This is a genomic window from Cellvibrio sp. OA-2007, assembly GCF_000953825.1.
In the GTDB taxonomy this organism is placed as follows: domain Bacteria; phylum Pseudomonadota; class Gammaproteobacteria; order Pseudomonadales; family Cellvibrionaceae; genus Cellvibrio.
The window spans coordinates 109,325-130,807 of sequence record NZ_BBUL01000020.1 but is presented as its reverse complement, the minus strand read 5'-3'; the positions used below and the strand labels follow the sequence as shown (position 1 = coordinate 130,807).

Below are 21,483 nucleotides of genomic sequence, written 5' to 3'. Positions count from 1 at the left end.
AAATGGATGCAAGCATGTGACATCCGGCCGCTAACTTTAAAAGCTCGCAAGTAGCGATATCAACTCAATCAGAAAAGTATCGATTCTCTACATATTCCATGAAATCTTCCAAGCAACTATCAATAATTTGAAATCTTTCAGTGAGGTATTCAGTTGTCACCACTAATTGGCCAAAAGATATTGATAATGTCGCATTTGAACTATCAACTATTTGTTTCAGCCTACTCTCCGATTCATGCGAAAAAAATGCATAGTCAACTATTAGCGCGCCACCGTGAGCAATAATATTTCGCAGATGAATCATATTTCGAATTTGCTGCATGTTCTGTTCATCAAATCTGTAATCAAATTTTAGTTCTTCGGAAAGATAACTTATAAATTTATCTGCTACTGAATAATTCCTAAGTTTTACATTATTCTTTTTCAAATAAGATTTTAATGTGGTAGCGTTTTCCTGAGTGCAGCAAAAAGTTAGGATTTTTTCGAGCGATGCTTCGAATAACGCTATTATTGACACTACGAACGATGCATTCACAATTCTAGGAATTTCTTGTTCAGCTATATCGTATGCATGACTGTACTCTGAATAATCTGCGTCTGGACCGAACCTACTTAATTCACTTTTCATGTATCTTTCGGCTGCAAAATTAACACCATGTAGCATATTTTCCAGCCATGACTCCATTACGATGAATTCTACATTGATAGATATACCGGGATAATGGCTACCTAATTTCTTTGCTAACAAACTTGGGAGCTGTGCCATTATCGACCTATCTGTAGGCTGAGTGAATTTTTTACCATGTTGTAAATTAGTTGTATAATCAAAGTGGCTCAGCATGTATTCAAGCCACTTTGATTGCGCACCACGCCCCTTTGCAGTCCTGCTACCAACATTATTGCAATTGGGGCTTCATCTCGGCGTTCTCCGGGTGAACAGCAGAAAACACCGTCGCTCTTCTTTTCATTTTTCGTGCTCCTCTTTAAGTCTTTTTCACCGAAATCTTTTTTGCTTTTGGAGGTGCCTTACCTTCATTAGCAGTCCGCTTCAACAATTCCGCTTGGTATTTTTTCCAACTTTCAATTTCCCCCATCGCCCCAACATCTGCGACGCGATCAATAAAGCGTCCGTACAATTCGTCTTGAACAAGCCCTTTGGCTCGCAATTGCTCTACTCCAACATTAGGATTGAGTAACAATACATAGTGAAAATCCCCAGATGGTCCGGATTTGGAATCAATAAAACTCAGCTCTTTTAATAGCTTCATTCTTCGGCGCCAGGTGTCTGTAGCGCGTATGCCGGAGAAACCTGCTTCTGCAGCATAAGTTGTGGGATTCTCGATAGTAATCATTGGATGATCAGGCATGCGGGCCCATAAGCAAAATAATGTGTGGCCAGCGGCGTGCCCTTTGGTTTGATGATCAATGACCTGCATTACAATAGGCAAAGTTCGGGGAATGGTGCTAAACCCATCATGTTGCTTACGATCCCATACTAGAGGAGCCGGAAAATCAGGAAAATGAAGATTCTTTAATTGCTCTGCACGCTCAGCCATTTTTAGCCGCCGTGTCTTACTCTGCTTGACCGTTGCCACTTTTGAACTCCAATGTTTCTCCATCCGATGAAGCCAGCGTAACCGATCACAAGTAATAATCAACGTTTAACCACGCGCATCATATAGCGCGATTCATATCTCTAAAATGAAGTTTAGATTCATCGACCCGATTCAATTTCGCGAGGAGTAACTAACTGTAACGTGCAAAATCGCACAAAAATTTTGAGAAAGTTGTGCCAATTCAATGAGTTAAAGAAGAAAATCGGTGCTCGCCGTGATCCTGTGATCCGCTGCTCCATGTGCTCGCGTGATCCTGGGGTTATAAAGGGGGCTGGGGGAGGAGCTAATTGTGCCTTTTTAGTACGCATCAGTGGCCGAATGTATTACTCGATGGTTCCAACATGAAGTTCGTATTTGATTTACATCACCTCTTTCACAAATAATTTTTTTCATTTAGTATCAAGACAAGGTTTTGGTAGAAGCCTGACGTCCGTCTTTGCAAAGCTGTTAGCAGCACTACAAGCCCTTTCTAATCACATGTATTAATCACATGTCTGGTTATGGGTTATTGATCGGTAGACGGGCGACGAATCTGCGTGACCCAGGAGACTACCATGTTGAGTACTACTGTTCGTCCGTCTACATTAGATGGGATTAAGCGTTTAGCAAAAACGATTAAACGTGACCAAAACTGCAATCATTCCACAGCGCTTAATTTAGCGGCGCAACAAGCCGGGTTCTCAAATTTCAAACATGCTCAGAATGCAATTAAGCCAATAGCGCAAAAAGCGTCTGCGCAACCTTTGTATTTTGTGTTTATTTCAATGAGCTGGTGGGACAAGCAATCAAACACTAGCGGTTTTGAATTATTAAAAGTACCTGTTAGCCAACCTTTCCCTTCTTTGCTTTCTCAGTCGCATCTTGGCTTACATAAAGACTTGTATCATTTTCGTCAGACTGAGATTGACCATTTAGACAGCACAAAGGAAGCAACAGAACAAACCGCCGCACGAGAATACATTTGTAAAGCTGCGCGGGTTATTCAATTCATTGCGGCAACAAATTTGCGACCATCTAAAAGCCACTCGCGTGTTTATCCGGGCAGTAGCTCAAAAAATCGAATACCAGGACAAGATCACTATAGCTCTTGGTATCACCCGGAAACAAAGACGTACATATTGGCGGACGAACCATATGGTCCAGCTGTTCAATCTCAATCCAATGTAGAAGCCCGAACGGCCTGGGCTACGAAACATGAGTTCGTCTTGATTAAATCTCGTTGGCAGGGAATGTATAACCCTGCTGGAAATTCAGAGCTGTATTTGGCTGCCCCCAAATCTAAAACTGACCTGATTAATGAAATCATGAGCGCCCTTAGTACACTTCCCAGTCCATATGTGCTTGAGGATTGGCAAGGTGAGTCACTGGGTTCTAATGTTCATTTCAACAGTCCAGGAAAAATGGAGCGAATGGCCATGTTACAAACTCAGCCAACTTTACCGCCAAAAGATAAAAAGCCAAGCGCTAGTAAAATTAAAACTGGGATGAACCCGCACCGAAAATTATTTGTACTTGCGCTAAATGAGCTATTAAAGAAAAAGCTCCTAACAATCAATTGGGATGGGTCATCAAGGGATAACGATGGATTCCTTGAAACAACAATTGCCGAAAAAATTACAGTGATTACCTGGCGAGATCATGGGTCAGGTGAAATTTTAATAACGGTATGGTGGAATTATGATGAATCACGAGATCCCAGAGCCAGCGAAAAAAGCCGTTCACAGACCCCTTTAGCACACAGGTCTCGTTATCAAGACTTTGTTGGAGTTGTAGCTTCAGTGTGGTTAGAGCGTGAACGAGGACAATATCTCCAAGGTAAGGGCACCGAGCATATAACCAATAAGTATGCCCGTAAGGGAGAATTAGAGATTTTAAAAGATCTTCCGAACCCCGAACCCATTGGATATCTAGCTGAAGGAAAATTTATTTTATAGAGATTTGATCGCACCCTCTATCGAGGGTGCTTTTAACATTCGAGGACTAAAAGAAAATTATTTTCAACTATCACTTCTGATCAAAAGCGGAACGTAGTTTAAGGCCTGACCTAACCCTGCTTCTTTGTAAGAAGACCGCGGTTTACTTCGCTTATAAATAGTTCAGCCCATTTATCAGGTGAAAAGCCTTTTTGCGTCCAATGAATCCATAACCCTTTAGCTTGCGGCTGAACTATTTGACTGAAGGGTCTCGGCTCTTTTCCAATTTCGGTATCCGTCACAATATAATCATCGAATAATACTTGTCCCGATGGTGAGCTAATCACAAGGTGATCTCCTTCCTCTAGAATGAATAGACCGTCGTAGCCAGCAACCCCGTCTTGCTCAAGAGCCCAGACTACTCCCTCAAGACCAGTTTCAAACCAGCCGAATAATTTACCTTCAACTTGCATACTGAGTCTCCTAAACGGATCAGAACCATATATTTTGATCCTACACTTTTTTGACAGGCTAGTGGTCAGTTGTCCTATCATCGCGGGAAGTATTTAACCCGTATTCGTGGAAAACTCCATAATTTTTATGGTGATCATGTGAGCATGTATCAAATCAGCTGAAACAGGATAATTTCGATAAGAAAGGTTTCTGTCTGCGAAATCAGGAACTGGTAACGACGACACCAAGCTTTTCAATTATCCTCAGCTGTGAATTCTATAAATAATTGCAAATGAACAAATTTATGTGGTGATCAATAGCGCAAATTGGCAACGAGTTATTCAATGTGGCTGGATTTATCTGTGGGAGACTAGCGCGGCATCCAGAATTGTGGCGCGTAGATGGAATAGAAAATATTCGGCCATCCAGAGACTTAGGGGCTAGAATGACCTTTCATTTTTCGGAAATTAAACGGAAATTTTCCAAATTTCCATATGACAAAGAAGCCCCAACGGGTGAAACGCTCCCTTTAAATGGACACTGTTGATTTGCGCTCAAAACTGACCCACTTTTGTGTCGAATATTGACTCATGTAAAACATCTAAAATCCATTTAGGACTGTGCCTCATATCTATTATTCCGGATCATTATTAGATGCAAATGCGGGTCAAATTTAGGCGAAATTCAACATATATACAAAGCGGCGTCGGGCTAGTAATCCTCTTGTGAGATTTTCTCGCCCCCATGACTAGACTAAAGCGTAAATCCACTTTGAATGCAGATCACCACAAACATAAAGCGGCTGGCGGGATACTACTATCGCCCTATCTGGCGATTAAGATAGTTTTGCACGATATAAAGTCCCATCATCCCTTGCTCATCAATTAGCTTTGTAGGGGTACGTTCATTGAAGGCACGATTGGGAGTCGTCATCCAGGAATATACCAAATTACGATTATGGGGAAATAGCAGACGCAGGGATTTATGGATGCTCAGCAATATCGCTACGCGGTCTAACTTATCTCGGTCATTGGTTAAGGGACCTCCCCGCCGATAGCGCTGCAGCGGTGATCTATTATTCTTCGATACTCCGAGTAGGCCGAGCTGATCCTTTGCTGACAGGTTCCAATGCTCGAAGAGCATTATTAACATTTTGCTAATGCGGCTTCGATTGTGCTTAGAGATGGTTTTAACGGAATCCATAAGCATCACCATTTAGATAGCTACCATGGCACAGTCACCAGTCAGCTTGGATTGTTGTCTCGCAGGAGACCCCAGTCGTCAATAAAACACCCTACTAGTAATTGCGGATATTGAGAAAAATCTCAATTTATAGAATGTCGTAAAATTACCAAACCGATTGCTATAAAAAATAGCATGCTGATTAATGCTTGGCTATTTGTATGTGAGACGCTTTATAGCCTTCCTGAATATGTTCTTTAGGGTGTTGATTATGAGTAGTGCAACTCAGCATGTTTGATAATTATTAGTTTACTTGCATGCAATTCTATTGTTCTCTTCCACGCTTGCATTAGGGAGTAGAACTGCATTTCTGAATCGCTTGGCATCAACCAATTTCTGTTCCAGATCCTGTATAAGTTCGTCAATCGAATCGCTGAATTCGGTAAGTGGCTCTTCTGTCCAGTTTTCTATCAAACCGGTCTCGTTGTTATAAAATGTTTCGTGAAGGGCGAAGCACTCCTTGCCTTTGATGAGATGCTTATAAATGCGGTTATTCCAAGTCACTCTTTTTCCTCCTTTCAAAAGAACAATTGATGCCGATGGGAAATTTGGCTGCAACTTCGGTTTTTTCTGAATCAGCGGCGCTAGGTTTAAATGTGCTGGCTAAGCCCTCAGTTGTAGCTAGGCGCAATGCTTTAAAACGCTCACTTGTTTGGGGAGAGCTGATTCTGCGAAACAGCTCCTCAAAATCAATCTCATTCGCAGTCATCGTAAATTCCTTAGTTAAAATCAGAAGTTATTTAATTATCAATAGGAAAAATAAACTTTGCTTTCTCTACATGAAAAATATGCCCGTTCATTTTGTCGCATTGAAGCCGAGAGATGAAATTATAAAATAAACTGCATTAATCACAGTTGGTTGGCCGGAACCGCCTGCGGGACTAAGCTCCAAACCAAGCGGGCGACCATCTTTCTAGTAGGCTACGAAGAAACTAATCGACTTCGAGCAAGTCATCTTCAACCTGTTAGATCTAATTTAACCGATCTATTAGAAATAAATAGGTAGCTACTCCGGGAAGTAACAAAAATAAATGAAGAAGACATATTTTTAATATGTTGCGCTCATACGATTAGCTATATTCATTTGAGTACGCTATTTTTTCTGCGGCTCTACTGCATTCAGAAAGACTATTTGGCTGGGGTTATCTATTTATCAGAAGCGCTATTGAGATAGACCGCACCCTGTTATCGTGCAGAATATTCAATCAGTATTAATAAAAGGTTATATAAGTTTTACCGCATTGTTGTGAGATAATTTAATGCTGAAATACAGTCCAATTTACATATATGATGACGCCAGTTGCATTAAGCACTCAGCTAAAGCCTGTTTTTTTATAAGTCTTTGATTTTAAAGGAAAGGTAACTTCTTTATTTTAGGTAAATAAGAGTGTTTTTGTCATTTCGACAAAACAGTATGATTGTTTATTTTAAAATGTGATTTTTGCAAGCCTAGCAAAATCAATGAGTTAGCAGCTTCGGGGAGTATGAAGGTTTATTTTAAACCGACATATCCCTCTATACTTCCCAAAAAGGAGCTATCAGCAATAGCGTTGTCGAAAAGTTATTTCTTAGGGGGGAAGCATGAATCATATAAAACTAATAAAAAATAAATATGATCACGCTAAAGCTCTGGCGCGAATCAAAACACTAATGAACAAAAATTTAGTGCCCAATAGTAAAGAAGCCGACGAGTTAGAAGTGTTGTCTTTATTAATTGAGCACTACGAGCAAACGAATTTTCCGATAGAGAAACCTGATCCTATAGACGCTATCAAGTTTCGAATGGAGCAGCTTGGGTTATTGAAAAAAGATTTAATCCCTTTTATTGGTTCAGCATCTAAAGTTACTGAAGTTCTCAATGGTACACGTCAGCTTAGTTTGAATATGATTCGCAAATTGAGTGATGGATTAGATATCTCGGTAGAAATTTTGATCTGCATGTCAAAATCTAAAGTTGCCAAGAGTGCCGCTTTACAAAAAGCGTCTGAACACAAGCGGTCAAAGGCTGCTTAAAAAAGCTGAATTTATATAGAAATCAATAATCGAAATCGAAGAAAATTAAAGTTTTTTAGCCAAGGGGGCTAAAATGGCGAACGGAAAAATACTGAGACAACTCATTAAGGCAGGCGCTAGCGGTGACTCCGATGCTTTTCGTCGTGCATCCGAAGCTATTATTCAAGATGAGCGGCAGAAACAGCATCACCTGTTAGCTAATGACCTGGAGCAAATGTTGTATGGCGAATATTTGAAGCCAGTGAAACCGAATGGTCGAGGTGTACTGCCTGTTCCGCCTGTTGATAAAGAACGGGGGCTTCCCCTGCTGGATATATGTCAGGCCCAAAGACCACTGGAAGAAATGGTTTTGCCAGAGTCCAGCCAATTAGCGATTGAAGAATTGCTAGAAGAGCATCGTAGGGCAGATGTATTGCGCAGTTTTGGTATGAAGCCTTCTGGAAAAGTTATTTTTCATGGACCGCCAGGTTGCGGTAAAACTTTGGCGGCTGAAGTAATAGCGTTTGAGCTTGATTTACCACTGGCTATCGTTCGCCTTGATGCACTGGTTTCGTCGTTTCTGGGTGAGACAGCCGCTAATCTTCGGAAGGTGTTTGACTTCATCGCTGAATTCCCAATGGTTGCGCTGTTTGATGAGTTTGATGCAATTGGTAAAGAGCGTTCAGACTCCGGTGAGCACGGCGAATTACGCAGAGTAGTGAACGCAGTACTCCAAATGATGGATGCCTATCAAGGTAAGAGCCTTATTCTCGCAGCTACCAATCATGAGCAAATTTTGGATAGCGCCATTTGGCGTCGCTTTGACGAAACAATTGATTTTCCATTGCCTAATAGCGAACAGATTCAACAAATTCTTTCACTCAAGCTGCGCGGTGTTCGCAGACAATTTGAACTTGATGAAAAACCATTGCTTGATCTATTCAGCAAACGCAGCGGCGCAGATATTGAAAGAATAGTGCGCAGAGCGGTTAAGCGAATAATTTTGCGGAGTCAGGAATTTTTAACTGTTAAAGATTTGAAACAGGCTGCATCACGGGAAGATTAATTAAGATTTAATAAGGACAGACTATGGCTGATTTTGAACATCTCAGGATCGAGAGAGAGCCACTCGAAAATGATCGCCGCACAAGAAAAATAAATATGCCTCGCCACCCAAGGGGTGACCTTAGTGGACATGGTCAGAAGCTAACAACTGATTTAACCAAAGCCTTCCGGTTTGCTCGGCAGCAGCAAACCTCTCGCCCTGGTAATTTTGTACTGAAGTTACGTTACGTCGGGCATCTCGATATTAGCCATTTGCACAGACATGGTATTGAGTTTGTAAGCCAAGAGGACAATCAAATTTGCGTAGTATTTGCGGACGAAACCGGACTTGCCATGTTCGCAGATCATTTGCAACGTTTGGGACTAGACAATGCTGAACTGACATACAGGCAAATTCTTGAAGCGATAGATGGCATCGATAACTGGACAAGTGAAGATCGTAAAAGCTGGGCCATCAAGAAAAAGGGCTTGCCGGAGAGTGAGCAATATTTATTAGATGTTGAGCTCTGGCCTGTTGAAGTTACTCATCACCCAAAACGATTGAGTGTTTGCGAGGCCTTCGAGCGTTGGTTAACTCAGAACAATATCAGCCGCAAGGATAAAGTAAATCTTGATAGTTTAATTATGTATCGAGTGTCGGTTAACTCTGCACAGGCTGACGCACTTTTAAATCACACAGACGTAAGACTGGTAGATATACCGCCTGAAAGTGGTATCCGCTATAGCCAATTAAATTGCGATATTGAAAATTTACCGGAAGGTATTTCATCTCCTTCGCCGGAAGCGGCTAGGGTTTGTGTTCTTGATAGTGGAGTTGCAACTAACCACCCATTGTTAGCGCCAGCGATCGCTGAAAGTGTTAATTTCATAGGAGGTGAAGATGGCGGTGATTTAAACGGCCATGGAACTGCCGTTGCAGGAATTGTACTTTACGGTGATCTTGAAGCTTGTAATACAACCAATTTTTGGAGGCCAGAGCTTTTAATCTTCAATGGCAAAATTATGGACGATAATGCCGAGTTTGATGAAGCATCCATCGAAAAAACATTGGTGGACGCGGTAACTTATTTTGTTGAAGAGCACCAATGTCGAATTTTCAATTTATCTATAGGTAATGCAAATGCTCCTTATGACAACCGTCATATTCGAGGTATCGCTTATGTATTGGATAAATTGGCGAGAGATTTAAATATTTTATTTGTTGTATCGGCAGGAAATTTTTCTGGCTCTACAGACCCTAATGTGCCAACGAATAGTTGGAGAGATGAATACCCGGAATATTTGTTGGCCGATGCAAGCGTTATAATAGACCCTGCTCCCGCACTCAATGTACTGACAGTAGGTAGCTTGGCTCGTCACAATGCTACCTTTGATGCACAAAGATATCCTGAAATCGGGCAGTTAGCGCCAGCTACCGAAAATCAACCATCTCCATTTAGTCGCCATGGTCCTTCCATCAAAGGTGCAATCAAACCTGAGTTGGTTGCTGTCGGCGGTAATCTCGCTGTTGCAATGAGAACGGGTGATGGGCATCGTGCTGTGATGCGTGGGTTGGGTGTGCTTACCTGCAATAATAAATTTATTGGCAATACATTATTCAGTGAAATCAGCGGCACTAGCTTTGCCGCACCTTATATTACCCATCTTGCTGGTCGCGTTCTTAATAATTACCCTAAAGCATCGGCTAATTTACTTCGAGCATTGTTAGTCAATCATGCAAATATGCTTCCTGAAATTGAAAATAGCTTTCCTTATGAAATGAAGGAAATATATAAATCTGAGACTGATCGTGAAGCGAGTAGAGATGTTGCAGGTTACGGTGTTATTGATGAAGGAGAGTTATTTCGGTCATCACAGAATGCCGTTGTCCTCATGGCTGAAGAAAAAATTGAAAATAATTCACATCACTTCTTCGAACTACCATTGCCCGTAGAATTTTTGAGATCACAGCGCGCAGCTCGGGAGATCAGGGTAACGTTGGCTTATTGTCCGGCGGTAAGAACTACAAGAATTGATTACATTGCAACAAAAATTCACTTCAAATTAATCAAGGATAGTTCTCTTGAAGCCGTTGAGCGCCATTTCAATCATGATACTCAAGCTGAAACTTCGACCAGAAAAGAAAGCGCAATAAGCAACAGAGATATCAGTGAAGAGTTGAGAGGTAAAGGTACTGTTCAATCTTCAACTTGGCGTATTCGACAGCCAAATCCTACAGAAAAATGGTTTGTGGTAGTTACTCGCCAAGACAAAGAGTGGGGACAGTCGATGAGCTTCGAGCAAGAAGATTATGCCCTTGTTGTTACGGTAACTGATCGTGAAAATGAAAATGCACAGTTGTATACCCAAATATCACAACGTATAGAGCAGCAAATTAGAGCTCGGGCTAGAGTGCAATGACAACTGGTCGGTTCAAAATCATCTTTTAAATGGCGAATAAACTCCTGTGGTTACAGATCTTGAAAGGCTTAGTATTGAAAATGCGCGGCTAATAGAACTGCTAGAGCATCACGGTGATGTAGTGCGAGTCAGCCGCGAAGGCATTGTTACCTCGGCGGTGGACTTGTTGGTGGATCAGGGGTTTAACCGGCGCGATCTGGATTGGATCATTCCGCTGCGTAGGCTCACCCATTGCCGTGAAAAAGGCCAAAAACAGACTACCGATGAAACAGAGCGCTGGTTACGTGCGGCAAAACGATCTCGAATTCACCCGCGCCATAGGTGATGAATGGTTAATCAGCGGCAGCTCACTCTTCATGCGTGTACCCAGTGCGGTAGTGCCGCACAGCTTCAACTATTTGTTTAACCCACGTCATGTCGCTGCTGCCAATGCAGAAATTATTAGTGTCAGGCAGTATCCGTTTGATACGCGGTTTTTGCTGTAGACCTTTTTCAGTCTTACCCCCATCAATCTCGGCGGCATTAAAAAACCATTGTTGTTAATCCCCAGTAGCGGCCGCTCTAATCCATGGCAATTGTGCGAAGCGGAAACCGAGATGGGTTGGATATCTGAGGTGGCGTTGGAAGTGATAGATGCCAGTGGTAATAATCACAGGACGCACTTCTCATCGACGATGCTATAGTGAGCACTAAATTTATCTAGCAATTGTGGGTGTTTTCGCTGTTATGCCTGAGGTCATTCCTTTTTTACTGCGCAGACCTAAAGCCATGGCGTTGGCAGTATTCTTAGTCTGCCTCAGTCTTTCGGCGCTTATAATTTGGCAGTTTGAGCAAAATCAGCGCCATGCAACCCGTGCGGATGTGGAAAATATTGCGCAGAATCATGCTTTTTTGGTGCGCGATAGCCTCAATCAGGCGCTTACACTCAATTATTCTTTTGCCGCCATGATCCGCTTGGGGCATGGTTCAACAAGCCGTTTTGATGACGCAGCGCGCGAGCTACTACCCTACTTCGATAGCGTCTCTCATATCAGCTTGTCGCCAAATGGCATCATCACTCAGGTTTATCCTCTAGCCGGTAACGAAAAATCCCTCGGTTTTAATCAGCTTGCGGATACCATACAAAATAAAGAAGCGATTCGTGCCCGCGACTCCGGCAAGTTAACTCTCGCTGGGCCGGTGCAATTGGTGCAAGGTGGTGTAGGTGCCATTGCGCGCTTGCCGATTTATTTGGTTGATCAAAGTGAAACGAAGTTCTGGGGCTTCAGCAATGTCACCATTCGCATAGATCGATTATTGAAGGCGGCTAATCTCTCTCAGTTGGATACGCAGGGTATGGCTTATAAGCTCTGGCGAATAAATCCAGAAACTGGTGAGCAAGATATTATTGCAGTGAACTCGCCTGAGTATTTGATCGACCCGGTTGATAAATCCTTCGAAGTGCCCAACGGCAGTTGGACGCTCAGTGTTACACCCATCGCAGGTTGGACTAAACGCTGGCAATTAATTGGCGAAATACTTATTGCCTTGGTATTGAGTTTTTTGTTGGCTTATCAGAGCTGGTTGATGGTGATGTTGCAGCGGCGGCGATTACATCTACAAGAAGCAGTTGCCGAACAGACTCGCGAACTGCTGCATGCGCGCGCGCATTTGCAGGCAACACTAGATGCGATTCCCGACTTGTTATTTGAAATTGATATCAACGGCATTATTCACAATTACCACACTAATCAACCTGAACTACTCACCGTAGCGCCGATAAAATTTTTGGGCAAAAGTTTTCATTTATTTTTACCAGAAGACGCCTGCACTATCGTTCATGCCGCGCTCGATGAAGCTGCTGAAAAAGGCATGTCTTCTGGTAAATGTTATTCGCTGATGTTACCGCGCGGTTTTGCCACCTTTGAATTATCGGTTTCGCGCAAAGCTGATGAGCAAGATGGAATTGCACGTTTTGTAGTGCTGAGCCGCGATATCACCCAGCGCAAAGAAAGTGAAGAGCGGATCAATAAACTGGCATTTTTTGATCCCCTCACACAACTACCGAATCGTCGCCTGCTGCAAGACCGGCTGGAACATGCGATTGCGACAAGCTTGCGGCAAGGAAAACTCGGTGCACTCTTGTTTATCGACCTCGATGATTTTAAAACGCTCAATGATAATCGTGGCCATCATATAGGCGATCTTTTACTAATTGCCGTTGCTGAACGGTTGCGGCTTGCGGTGCGCACGCAGGATACCGTCGCGCGTCTGGGCGGCGACGAGTTTCTAGTGGTATTTGAAGGGCTTGATGAAGATCACGATAAAGCGGCATTGCATGTACAACAAATTGCAGAAAAAATTCTGGCCAGTCTAAATTGTGCTTATCAATTAGAGGGACAGGAATATTTTAATTCACCTAGTATTGGTATTTGTTTGTTTGGTGATAAACCGGTACAGATAGAAGAATTATTAAAACAAGCTGATCAAGCCATGTATCACGCCAAAGCGGCAGGGCGTAATACCTTGCGCTTTTTTGATCCGGAAATGCAAACTTTAACGGCACAGCGATTTGCGTTGCAAAATGAAATTCGTGATGCATTGCAACAGCATCAATTCCAACTCTATTATCAACCGCAAATTAATCACACCGGCACACTAGTGGGTGCAGAAGCGTTGATTCGTTGGATACACCCACAGCGCGGAATGATCCCGCCGTTGGATTTTATTCCCATCGCCGAAGAATCCGGTTTGATCCTGCCCATGGGCAATTGGATTTTTGCCACCGCTTGCGCGCAATTAGTGGAATGGAGTAAATCAGCACAAACAGCCGATATTATTCTTTCGATCAATGTCAGCGCACGCCAATTCCAGCACCCGGATTTTGTTGCGCAATTGCTGGGCATCATTGAACAGAGCGGTGCGGCGCCCTATAAATTAAAACTCGAACTCACTGAGAGTATGTTGGTTGCTAACCAGCAGGAAATTATCACTAAAATGGATGCCCTAAAAAGCCACGGGATTAAATTTTCCCTCGACGATTTCGGCACAGGTTATTCATCACTCTCCTATTTAAAACGCCTGCCAATCAGCGAATTAAAAATCGATAAATCTTTTGTTAAGGATATCCTCATCGACCCCAATGACGCCGCCATCGCGCGCATGATTATTCGCCTCGCGCAGAGCATGGAACTCACGGTAATTGCCGAAGGTGTAGAGACTAAAGAGCAGCGCGATTGGTTAGAAAAAGAAGGCTGTTTAAAATACCAAGGCTATTATTTTGGCCGCCCGGTGCCGGTAGATAAATTTAATATGTCGGCTTGAATGCCTAACTATTATCAACCTTAACGCAGGTTATTTTAAAAACATAACGATAAGAATGAAGTATTCAAATACATCCGCGAAAAGAATAAAGTGATTTGCGTGCCATTTTGTTTGATTTTTATACTTAAACAGGGAGGCCAATATTTATTGGCGCATCAATCATCAAATTTGATTTGTGAACTGGTCGGTATTTAAAAAAGAACAAGACGCAAAAATATTTTGTGCTACCATCCCCAAAATCATAAATTTAGAAATCGTCATTAGGGGTGTGGATTGATCCAGGCTGCCATGAATCATTTAGCGACGCAGCTGAATGCTTATCTCAAGCGCACCAATAATCTCACTGAAGATATCGTCGTGGTATCCAGTTTGGTGGAGAGCGATGGCAGCGCGGCACCACACACCAACAATAAATTAATTTTACTGCTGACCAATATTGAAAAAGATACTGTGCCGCAATCTGGCGCAGCGCGCACTGCCGGTTTTGATGGTCGCGCTCTAGTTGGCAGTCGCTCGGTCTATTTAAATTTGTATGTGATGTTGGCGGCGAATTTCAGTGGTAGCAACTATGCCGAAGCGCTGAAATTTATTTCCAAAGCTATCGCATTTTTTCAGATGCAGCCGGTATTTGATAAACATTCAACACCGGATCTGGACTCTCGCATCGATAAACTCGTATTGGATATCGAGAACCTGAACATTCAGGATTTAAGTAATCTTTGGGGTTTGTTGGGCGGGAAATACCTTCCCTCCGTGTATTACCGTGTGCGCATGGTAACCATCAATCCTGATAACGTAATTGCTCAGTTGCCTCTGGTTAGCAAACCGCAAGGCGATTTGCGTGGTTAATGCGGGTCAATCTTCATGGCACATTTCAAACCCATATTGACTCTGACGGTTGAGCACCTTTTTTTTGCCGATGGTCGTTGCACTAATTTAATTTTTTCACCCACGCCCGCAACGCGGCGAGTAATGCAGCAATATCAATTATTAATGCGCATTGAAGCGACAGGATTTTCATTGATCGCGGATCAAGAATGTTTGCTTGCATTTGATGAAGAAGCAGTACTGCGGTTTGAAGTGTTTGCGCAAGATCCTTATTTTGGTTTCTATACACTGGAAACACAAAATAGAAAATTGCCTTTGTATTACCACAGTAAAAATATTACAGCAGATAACACCAGCCTTGTATTACTTGATACGCAACCGGCAGAATCGCAAGACACGCGACCTGTACGCGCAAAACCTGGCGATAAAACACCGCTGTTAATTGTGGATATAGATTTAAGTAGCACTGAATTTGCGCAAGTACGCGAATCGATCGCACCGGTTTTGCGCAATATTAAATTCAACACACGCGATATCTATTGGAAGTACTATTTTTTTGGTGAACTTGCGAAATTGGAATTGGAGATCCATGATTTAAGTTCGCAATTGGCGGTGGCATTTGATCCTAGTGATGAAGTTGTCGTCAAAAATGGCAAAGCGTTTATTTCGCAAACTCCCATTGCAATGAACAGTGCGCCAAAACAGCGGTTTCAACTGAAAGATAAAAGCAACGCAGGCAAAATTCTGATCAAGCGTTTACCCAACGCAGGAGTTAACTTGATCAGCAGGAGCATGGATCTCAGGGGGCAGCAAATCCTTGTTGCAGAAATTTATGTAAATCAATAGCACTTAAAGGAACGAATATGGCTGGCGCGTATAAAACTCCCGGCGTCTACATCCTCGAGAAAGACGCATTTCCCAACTCAGTTGTTGAAGTAGCTACCGCTGTTCCGGCGTTTGTCGGCTACACAGAGTTTGCCGATAACAAAGGCAAAAGCCTGCTCAACAAACCCTGGCGCATTACCTCAATGGCTGAATTTATCAGCTACTTCGGCGGCCCGCCGCCAGCCACATTTAGCCTTGCGCGCAAGGGCAGTGCTGCACCAACTCCTGCGGTGTTTGCCGCCGCACCTGGCGCCTCGGACGATGAAAAAACAATCGCTACCGAAATTAATAACGCCCGTCAGGCAGTTGCTGCTATCTCCGGTGTGGATAAAAATCCCGATCCGTTTAGCAGCGCCGATGAAGATTTTTCACTTGGTAAAGATGACAAGTTTTTCCTGTCACTTGAAGGCTCTTATTATCTGCTGTATCGCAGCATGATGTTGTTTTTCCAAAACGGTGGCGGTGCTTGTTACGTTGTCTCCGTGGGTAATTACAGCAATGGTATTGAAGAGGGTGATCTAGCTACCGGTATTCAATTGCTGAAAAAAGAGCAAGAGCCAACCATGTTGGTGATTCCCGATGCTGTGTCATTAGAGCAAGCCGATTGTTACAAACTGCAGCAATCTATGGTGGCACACTGCGGTTATGAAATGAAAAACCGCTTCGCGATTCTCGATATCTACGGCGGTTTTATGGATAACCGCGATAACGAATGTATCGATAATTTCCGCAATAAAATGGCCACTAACTTCCCCGCCTTTAGTGCCGTCTATTACCCATGGGTCAATAGTTCGATTGTGCCTGTGTCTGAGTTGTCATTCCGCAATATTCACGCTGACAGCTTGCCTGCGCTGGAAAGTTTGTTGACCAAAGAGGTGCGCGAAACGATTCCATCGCTGAAAAAGCAGGAAAGCATCATTGCTGAAATTGCCAAACTGTCGGATACCCCGAATAAAAGCAGTGCGGAAAACAATGAATTGCATAAAACTCTCAGCGCAGTTTGCCCGCTGTACAACAAAGTGCTCGCCGGTATTCAACACAAATTAAATTTACTGCCGCCAAGCGCCGCTATGGCCGGTATCTACACCATGGTGGATAACACCCGCGGTGTGTGGAAAGCGCCAGCAAACGTTAGCTTGAGCGCAGTTGCATCACCCACGGTGAATATTAATCATGAAGAGCAAGAAGACCTCAACGTGAATACCGCCGGTAAATCCGTCAATGCAATTCGCACCTTTATCGGTGAAGGTACGCTGGTATGGGGCGCACGCACACTCGATGGCAACAGTCTGGATTGGCGCTACGTGAATGTGCGCCGCACCATGATCATGTTGGAAGAGTCGGTAAAATTGGCGAGCAAGGCTTATGTGTTTGAGCCAAACGTTGCCAATACCTGGGTCACCATCAAAAGTATGATTGGCAATTTCCTCACCGGTGTATGGAAGCGTGGCGGCCTTGCTGGTTCAAGCCCGGAAGATGCATTTAGTGTGCACGTAGGCTTGGGCGAAACCATGACTGCCGAAGATATTCTCGAAGGTATTTTGCGTGTGACGGTATTGGTTGCATTGAGTCGCCCAGCAGAATTCATTGAGATTACCTTCCAGCAACAAATGCAAAAATCCTAAGGCGCTCGCCTCGGATTTTTACAAACGTTGTTAAGCGAATACATTTGACGCGAGGTTGTTGCATTTCATTTGCTGATTTTATTTGCGGATAAATGCCCAGTGAATTCACTGCAAGGACTTTGCACATTTTTCAATCCATAGATAAATTAAGGTAGAGATTACTATGGCAGAAGACGGCTCAACACAATCAGCCAATATTTGGCCCCTGCCCAAGTTTCACTTTGAAGTGAAGTGGGATTCCAATGTAATGTCCTTTCAGGAAGTCAGCGGATTGGATATTCAATCGGAAGAAATTAAATATCGCTCAGGTGACAGCAAGCAATTTTCTGTGATCAAAATGCCGGGCATGAAAAAGTTTGGCAATGTGACCATGAAAAAAGGCGTGTTCAAGGGCGATAACAAATTTTGGGATTGGCTCAATCAAATTAAATTGAACACCATCAAGCGTGTTCCTATCACCATTAGTTTGCTCGATGAGAGCAGCGCACCCACTATGGTGTGGACTTTGGCAAATGCCTGGCCGACTAAAATTTCGTCTACTGATTTAAAAGCAGAAGGCAATGAAGTCGCGATCGAGAGCATTGAAATTGTTCACGAAGGTTTGACCATTGCAAATGGTTAAGGGTGCACATAGCTAAATGTCCGCAGCAGCTTCCCGAGTCAGCACAGAAGGCGGTTTATACCCGCCTTCTGCGTTTTATTTCAAAGTAGTTTTTGAAGGCAGCAGTGATGGTGTTGATTCTTCCTTTCAGGATGTGTCGGGCATCAGCAGTGAAATGTCGACGGAAGACGTGTCGGAAGGTGGCGAAAATCGCTTTGTGCATAAATTGCCTACCGCGATCAAACAGAGCAATCTGGAGTTGAAGCGTGGCATTGCCTCTAGCGCTTCACCGCTAGTGGTCTGGTGCAGGGAGATTATGGAAGGCGATTTCATTAATGCGATTGTACCGCGCACCATCAATGTGTATCTGTTGAATGAAAACGCTGAACCGATTCGCGGTTGGACTTTCGCCAATGCATTCCCCATCAAGTGGGAAGTAGAAGCCTTTAACGCAACTAAAAATGAAGTTGCCATTGAAAAAATTGTATTCAGTTACACCTACTCGAAACGAATTGTGTAACACCTGTCAACGATACAGCGGCGATTAATCCATCATGGCCATAGAAATTAAACAATTGTTAATTAAATCCAATGTGGTGGATGAAGAAGAGTCTGCGCCAGTTGCCGAGCGAGAAATCGCCAGTGCCAGCATCAAGCAGGAAGTGATGAGTGAATGTCGCCGGTTGATATTGGAAATGCTTCAGGATAAAGGGCAGCGCTAATCATGTCGGTGGCTACAGGTACAAAAATAAAATTAAAAATTTCGCCATGTGATGTCAACGACGGCGTTGCCACAGTTAATGGTGATACACCATTCGAAGCCTTAATAAACCCTGCGGGTTATACCCACAGCTCTGCTATTGTCTATGCCGAAAATGAGGCACAGGGACCGGGCAGCGAAAAAAAATACAGTAAATCCAAACCCGACAAATATGAATTTAAAGAATTGGTGTTGGATGGCACAGGGGTAGTAGAAGGCACTACTCAAAGTGTGCGTGAGCAAGTCGCACTGCTGCGTAAAGTAGCCTATGACTACGATGGCTCCGAACATGAACCGCCAGTGGTAGAAGTTTCCTGGGGGCCATTGTTATTTAAAGCGCGAATGGAAGCCTTAAAAGTAAATTACACCCTGTTTAAACCCAGCGGTGAACCTTTACGCGCAAAAATAGATTTATCGTTTACTGCCTATAAAAGTATCGAAGAAACGTTTCGCGGGGCGAGTCTGGAATCACCGGATTTAACCCATTTAGTGGAAGTCAAAGCGGGCGATACACTGCCCCTGCTCTGCTATCAAATTTATAAAGATAGCTCTTATTATCTCGCGATTGCACGCCTTAACCAGCTGCAGAACTTCCGTCAATTGCAGCCTGGCCAATTGCTGCGTTTTCCTCCACTGGTGTAATACATGGCCAATTCTCCTTTACTCAATAGTGATGGTGTTGTCAGTTGCATTGTGCTGTGCGATGGCACTGCGATTGCAACTACTATTGAAGTGGTATCGATTGAAATTCAACTTGCTGCAAATCGGATCAATACCGCAACCCTGATTGTTAACGATGGCGATATGCCTAATGGTGAGTTTCCAGTCAGCGATACCGAGACTTTTAAACCAGGTAGTGAAATCAAAATCCAATTAGGTTACGACCAGACGGTGGTAGATGTTTTCAGCGGTGTGATTATCAAGCACTCGATCAGAATCAGCGGCAATAACGCGTCACATTTAATTATCGAATGCAAAGACAAAGCCCTGGCAATGACCGCCGGGCGCAAAAACGCGAATTATATTGATAAAAAAGACAGCGATATTATCGCGCAGTTAATCGGCAACTATGCGGGGCTTAGCGCCGATGTCAGTGTGACAACAACACAACACAAAGAGTTGGTGCAGTTTTATTGCAGCGATTGGGATTTTATGCTCGCGCGCGCCGAAGCCAATGGCATGTTAGTGACACTCGATGCAGGCAAAGTGAGTGTCAAAGCGCCCGAGGTGAGCGGTGCAGCAGTGTTATCACTAACCTACGGGATAGATATTATCGATTTCAGTGCAGATTTGGATGCGCGCCATCAATTTCAAAAAGTAACCGGCAATGCTTGGGATCTCGCCACCCTAGCTCTGCAGCAGGGTGAAGCTGCCGCAGAAGAACTGAATCAACAAGGCAATATAAACTCCGCCACTCTGGCAAGTGTGTTGGGGCTGAGTGATTATCGTCTGCAAAGCACAGTGCCGTTGGAGTCGGCATTTTTATCCACTTGGGCCAAAGCCCAGCAGCTCAAATCTGGGTTGGCGCGCATTCGCGGCCATGTGAGTTTTCAAGGTAGCGGCTTGGCCAAGCCGGGCACGCTGATCGAATTGGCTGGAGTGGGCGAGCGTTTTAATGGCAATATTTTTGTCAGCGGCGTCAATCATTCCGTGCGCGATGGTAACTGGATTACGCGAGTTGAATTTGGTATGTCGCCCAACTGGTTTACCGAAACCCATGAAACTATGGCGCGGCCAGCGGCAGGTTTAACCTCCGGAGTCAGTGGTTTGCATATCGGCATAGTAAAAAAATTGGATGCCGATCCAGACGGTCAGCACCGCGTGCAGGTTTCCATTCCGGAAATGAGCGCTGCCACCGATGGCTTCTGGGCACGGCTTGCCAATTTTTATAGTTCAAATAGTTTTGGTGCGTTTTTTATTCCGGAAATTGGCGATGAAGTGGTGTTGGGCTTTTTTAACAATGACCCATCCTACCCCGTCATTCTCGGCAGCCTCTACAGCAGCAAAAATGTTCCGCCCTATAGTTTGGCAGCAGAAAATAATACCAAAGCAATTGTTACCCGTACCAAAATGAAACTGGAGTTTGATGAAGAGAAAAAAATCATCACGCTTATCACCCCTGGCGCGAACAAAATTGTTATCAGTGACGATGGCAAATCCATTCTGTTGCAAGATCAAAATAACAATAAGGTAACTCTCGATTCGGCGGGTATTACACTCGACAGCCCCAAAGATATTACGCTAAAAGCACAAGGCAAAATTGTGCTGCAGGCAACGCAAAATATCGAAGCTACGGCGCAAATGGATATCAAACAAACCGGATTAAATATCACCAGCACTGCCAACGTTGGCTTCACTGCCAAAGGCAGTGCAACGGCGGAAGTTTCCGCATCGGGTACCACCACCATCAAAGGCGCGATGGTGATGATTAATTAGTTTTTTATTTGCATTAAAGGCTAGCAAAATCGTTATTGCCCAAAAAGGAAATTAAACCATGCCACCTGCAGCACGAATTACCGATATGCATGCCTGCCCTATGGTGACAGGCATAGTGCCCCATGTGGGCGGGCCCATTAGTGGCCCCTGTGTGCCCACCGTATTAATTGGCAGTTTGCCCGCCGCAGTAGTGGGTGATATGTGCGTGTGTGTCGGCCCACCCGACTCAATTGTAAAAGGTTCCGCAACAGTGATGATTGGCGGTAAACCCGCAGCGCGCATGGGCGATACCACCGCCCATGGCGGCAATATAGTTTTGGGTCTGCCCACGGTAATGATTGGCGGCTAGTTCGATTAACACACA

21 protein-coding genes are annotated in these 21,483 nt (G+C 43.8%); 15 read left to right on the top strand and 6 right to left on the bottom strand.

The features are described from left to right. Positions 1-64: 64 nt before the first annotated feature. Positions 65-841 carry a hypothetical protein gene (locus AWU77_RS00830; protein ID WP_062057776.1) on the bottom strand — a complete coding sequence of 259 codons (777 nt, stop codon included), beginning with the start codon at positions 839-841 and terminating at the stop codon, positions 65-67. A 142-nt stretch (positions 842-983) separates the two neighbouring features. Beyond that, positions 984-1,556, bottom strand: coding sequence for a hypothetical protein (locus AWU77_RS00825; protein ID WP_062057773.1), 573 nt, complete (start codon positions 1,554-1,556; stop codon positions 984-986). 614 nt (positions 1,557-2,170) lie between these two features. On the opposite strand from AWU77_RS00825, the gene AWU77_RS00820 reads away from it, so the two are divergent. Further along, positions 2,171-3,550, top strand: a complete 1,380-nt coding sequence (locus tag AWU77_RS00820; RefSeq protein ID WP_062057770.1) for a hypothetical protein — start codon at positions 2,171-2,173, stop codon at positions 3,548-3,550. A 110-nt stretch (positions 3,551-3,660) separates the two neighbouring features. On the opposite strand, the gene AWU77_RS00815 is transcribed toward AWU77_RS00820, so the two are convergent. The 4 genes from AWU77_RS00815 to AWU77_RS00800 all read right to left on the bottom strand — a co-directional run bounded on the left by AWU77_RS00815 (position 3,661) and on the right by AWU77_RS00800 (position 5,933). After that, complete coding sequence (locus tag AWU77_RS00815) at positions 3,661-4,002, bottom strand: hypothetical protein (protein WP_062057767.1); 342 nt, start codon at positions 4,000-4,002, stop codon at positions 3,661-3,663. Positions 4,003-4,798: 796 nt separating this feature from the next. Further along, positions 4,799-5,185 (bottom strand): MbcA/ParS/Xre antitoxin family protein, encoded by a 387-nt coding sequence (locus tag AWU77_RS00810; RefSeq protein WP_202966598.1) that lies wholly within the window; start codon positions 5,183-5,185, stop codon positions 4,799-4,801. Between the two features lie 288 nt (positions 5,186-5,473). After that, entirely contained in the window at positions 5,474-5,728 is a 255-nt protein-coding gene (locus tag AWU77_RS00805) for a hypothetical protein (protein WP_062057762.1), read from the bottom strand. Beyond that, positions 5,715-5,933, bottom strand: a complete 219-nt coding sequence (locus tag AWU77_RS00800; protein WP_062057759.1) for a hypothetical protein — start codon at positions 5,931-5,933, stop codon at positions 5,715-5,717. The genes AWU77_RS00805 and AWU77_RS00800 overlap by 14 nt, the downstream gene beginning before the upstream one ends. An 872-nt stretch (positions 5,934-6,805) precedes the next feature. Between AWU77_RS00800 and AWU77_RS00795 the strand changes: the two genes are divergently transcribed. From AWU77_RS00795 to AWU77_RS00735, 14 genes are all read left to right on the top strand, one after another. Further along, entirely contained in the window at positions 6,806-7,237 is a 432-nt protein-coding gene (locus AWU77_RS00795) for a type II toxin-antitoxin system HigA family antitoxin (RefSeq protein WP_202966597.1), read from the top strand. A 73-nt stretch (positions 7,238-7,310) separates the two neighbouring features. Continuing rightward, entirely contained in the window at positions 7,311-8,282 is a 972-nt protein-coding gene (locus tag AWU77_RS00790) for an AAA family ATPase (RefSeq protein WP_062057755.1), read from the top strand. Positions 8,283-8,305: 23 nt separating this feature from the next. Next, positions 8,306-10,681: a S8 family peptidase gene (locus tag AWU77_RS00785; RefSeq protein ID WP_062057752.1), complete on the top strand. Its 2,376-nt coding sequence runs from the start codon at positions 8,306-8,308 to the stop codon at positions 10,679-10,681. Positions 10,682-10,944: 263 nt separating this feature from the next. Continuing rightward, on the top strand, positions 10,945-11,166 hold the full coding sequence (locus AWU77_RS00780; RefSeq protein WP_062057749.1) for an RES family NAD+ phosphorylase: 222 nt from the start codon (positions 10,945-10,947) through the stop codon (positions 11,164-11,166). 241 nt (positions 11,167-11,407) lie between these two features. Further along, on the top strand, positions 11,408-13,984 hold the full coding sequence (locus AWU77_RS20870) for an EAL domain-containing protein (RefSeq protein ID WP_062057746.1): 2,577 nt from the start codon (positions 11,408-11,410) through the stop codon (positions 13,982-13,984). 288 nt (positions 13,985-14,272) lie between these two features. Next, positions 14,273-14,833 (top strand): DUF4255 domain-containing protein, encoded by a 561-nt coding sequence (locus tag AWU77_RS00770; protein ID WP_238582280.1) that lies wholly within the window; start codon positions 14,273-14,275, stop codon positions 14,831-14,833. A gap of 15 nt (positions 14,834-14,848) precedes the next feature. Continuing rightward, positions 14,849-15,658, top strand: a complete 810-nt coding sequence (locus tag AWU77_RS00765; RefSeq protein WP_062057741.1) for a hypothetical protein — start codon at positions 14,849-14,851, stop codon at positions 15,656-15,658. A gap of 17 nt (positions 15,659-15,675) precedes the next feature. Then, the gene (locus AWU77_RS00760) at positions 15,676-17,322 is read left to right on the top strand and encodes a phage tail sheath C-terminal domain-containing protein (protein ID WP_062057738.1); all 1,647 of its coding nucleotides are present in this window, start codon (positions 15,676-15,678) and stop codon (positions 17,320-17,322) included. A 163-nt stretch (positions 17,323-17,485) separates the two neighbouring features. Next, positions 17,486-17,944 (top strand): phage tail protein, encoded by a 459-nt coding sequence (locus tag AWU77_RS00755; RefSeq protein ID WP_062057735.1) that lies wholly within the window; start codon positions 17,486-17,488, stop codon positions 17,942-17,944. Between the two features lie 16 nt (positions 17,945-17,960). Next, complete coding sequence (locus AWU77_RS00750; RefSeq protein WP_062057732.1) at positions 17,961-18,443, top strand: phage tail protein; 483 nt, start codon at positions 17,961-17,963, stop codon at positions 18,441-18,443. A gap of 34 nt (positions 18,444-18,477) precedes the next feature. Then, positions 18,478-18,645 (top strand): DUF5908 family protein, encoded by a 168-nt coding sequence (locus tag AWU77_RS20400; protein ID WP_193747464.1) that lies wholly within the window; start codon positions 18,478-18,480, stop codon positions 18,643-18,645. A gap of 2 nt (positions 18,646-18,647) precedes the next feature. Continuing rightward, positions 18,648-19,325 carry a hypothetical protein gene (locus AWU77_RS00745; protein WP_062057729.1) on the top strand — a complete coding sequence of 226 codons (678 nt, stop codon included), beginning with the start codon at positions 18,648-18,650 and terminating at the stop codon, positions 19,323-19,325. A gap of 3 nt (positions 19,326-19,328) precedes the next feature. Continuing rightward, complete coding sequence (gene vgrG, locus AWU77_RS00740) at positions 19,329-21,119, top strand: type VI secretion system tip protein VgrG (RefSeq protein ID WP_062057726.1); 1,791 nt, start codon at positions 19,329-19,331, stop codon at positions 21,117-21,119. A gap of 58 nt (positions 21,120-21,177) precedes the next feature. Further along, the gene (locus AWU77_RS00735) at positions 21,178-21,468 is read left to right on the top strand and encodes a PAAR domain-containing protein (protein WP_062057723.1); all 291 of its coding nucleotides are present in this window, start codon (positions 21,178-21,180) and stop codon (positions 21,466-21,468) included. The last annotated feature ends 15 nt before the right edge of the window (positions 21,469-21,483 follow it).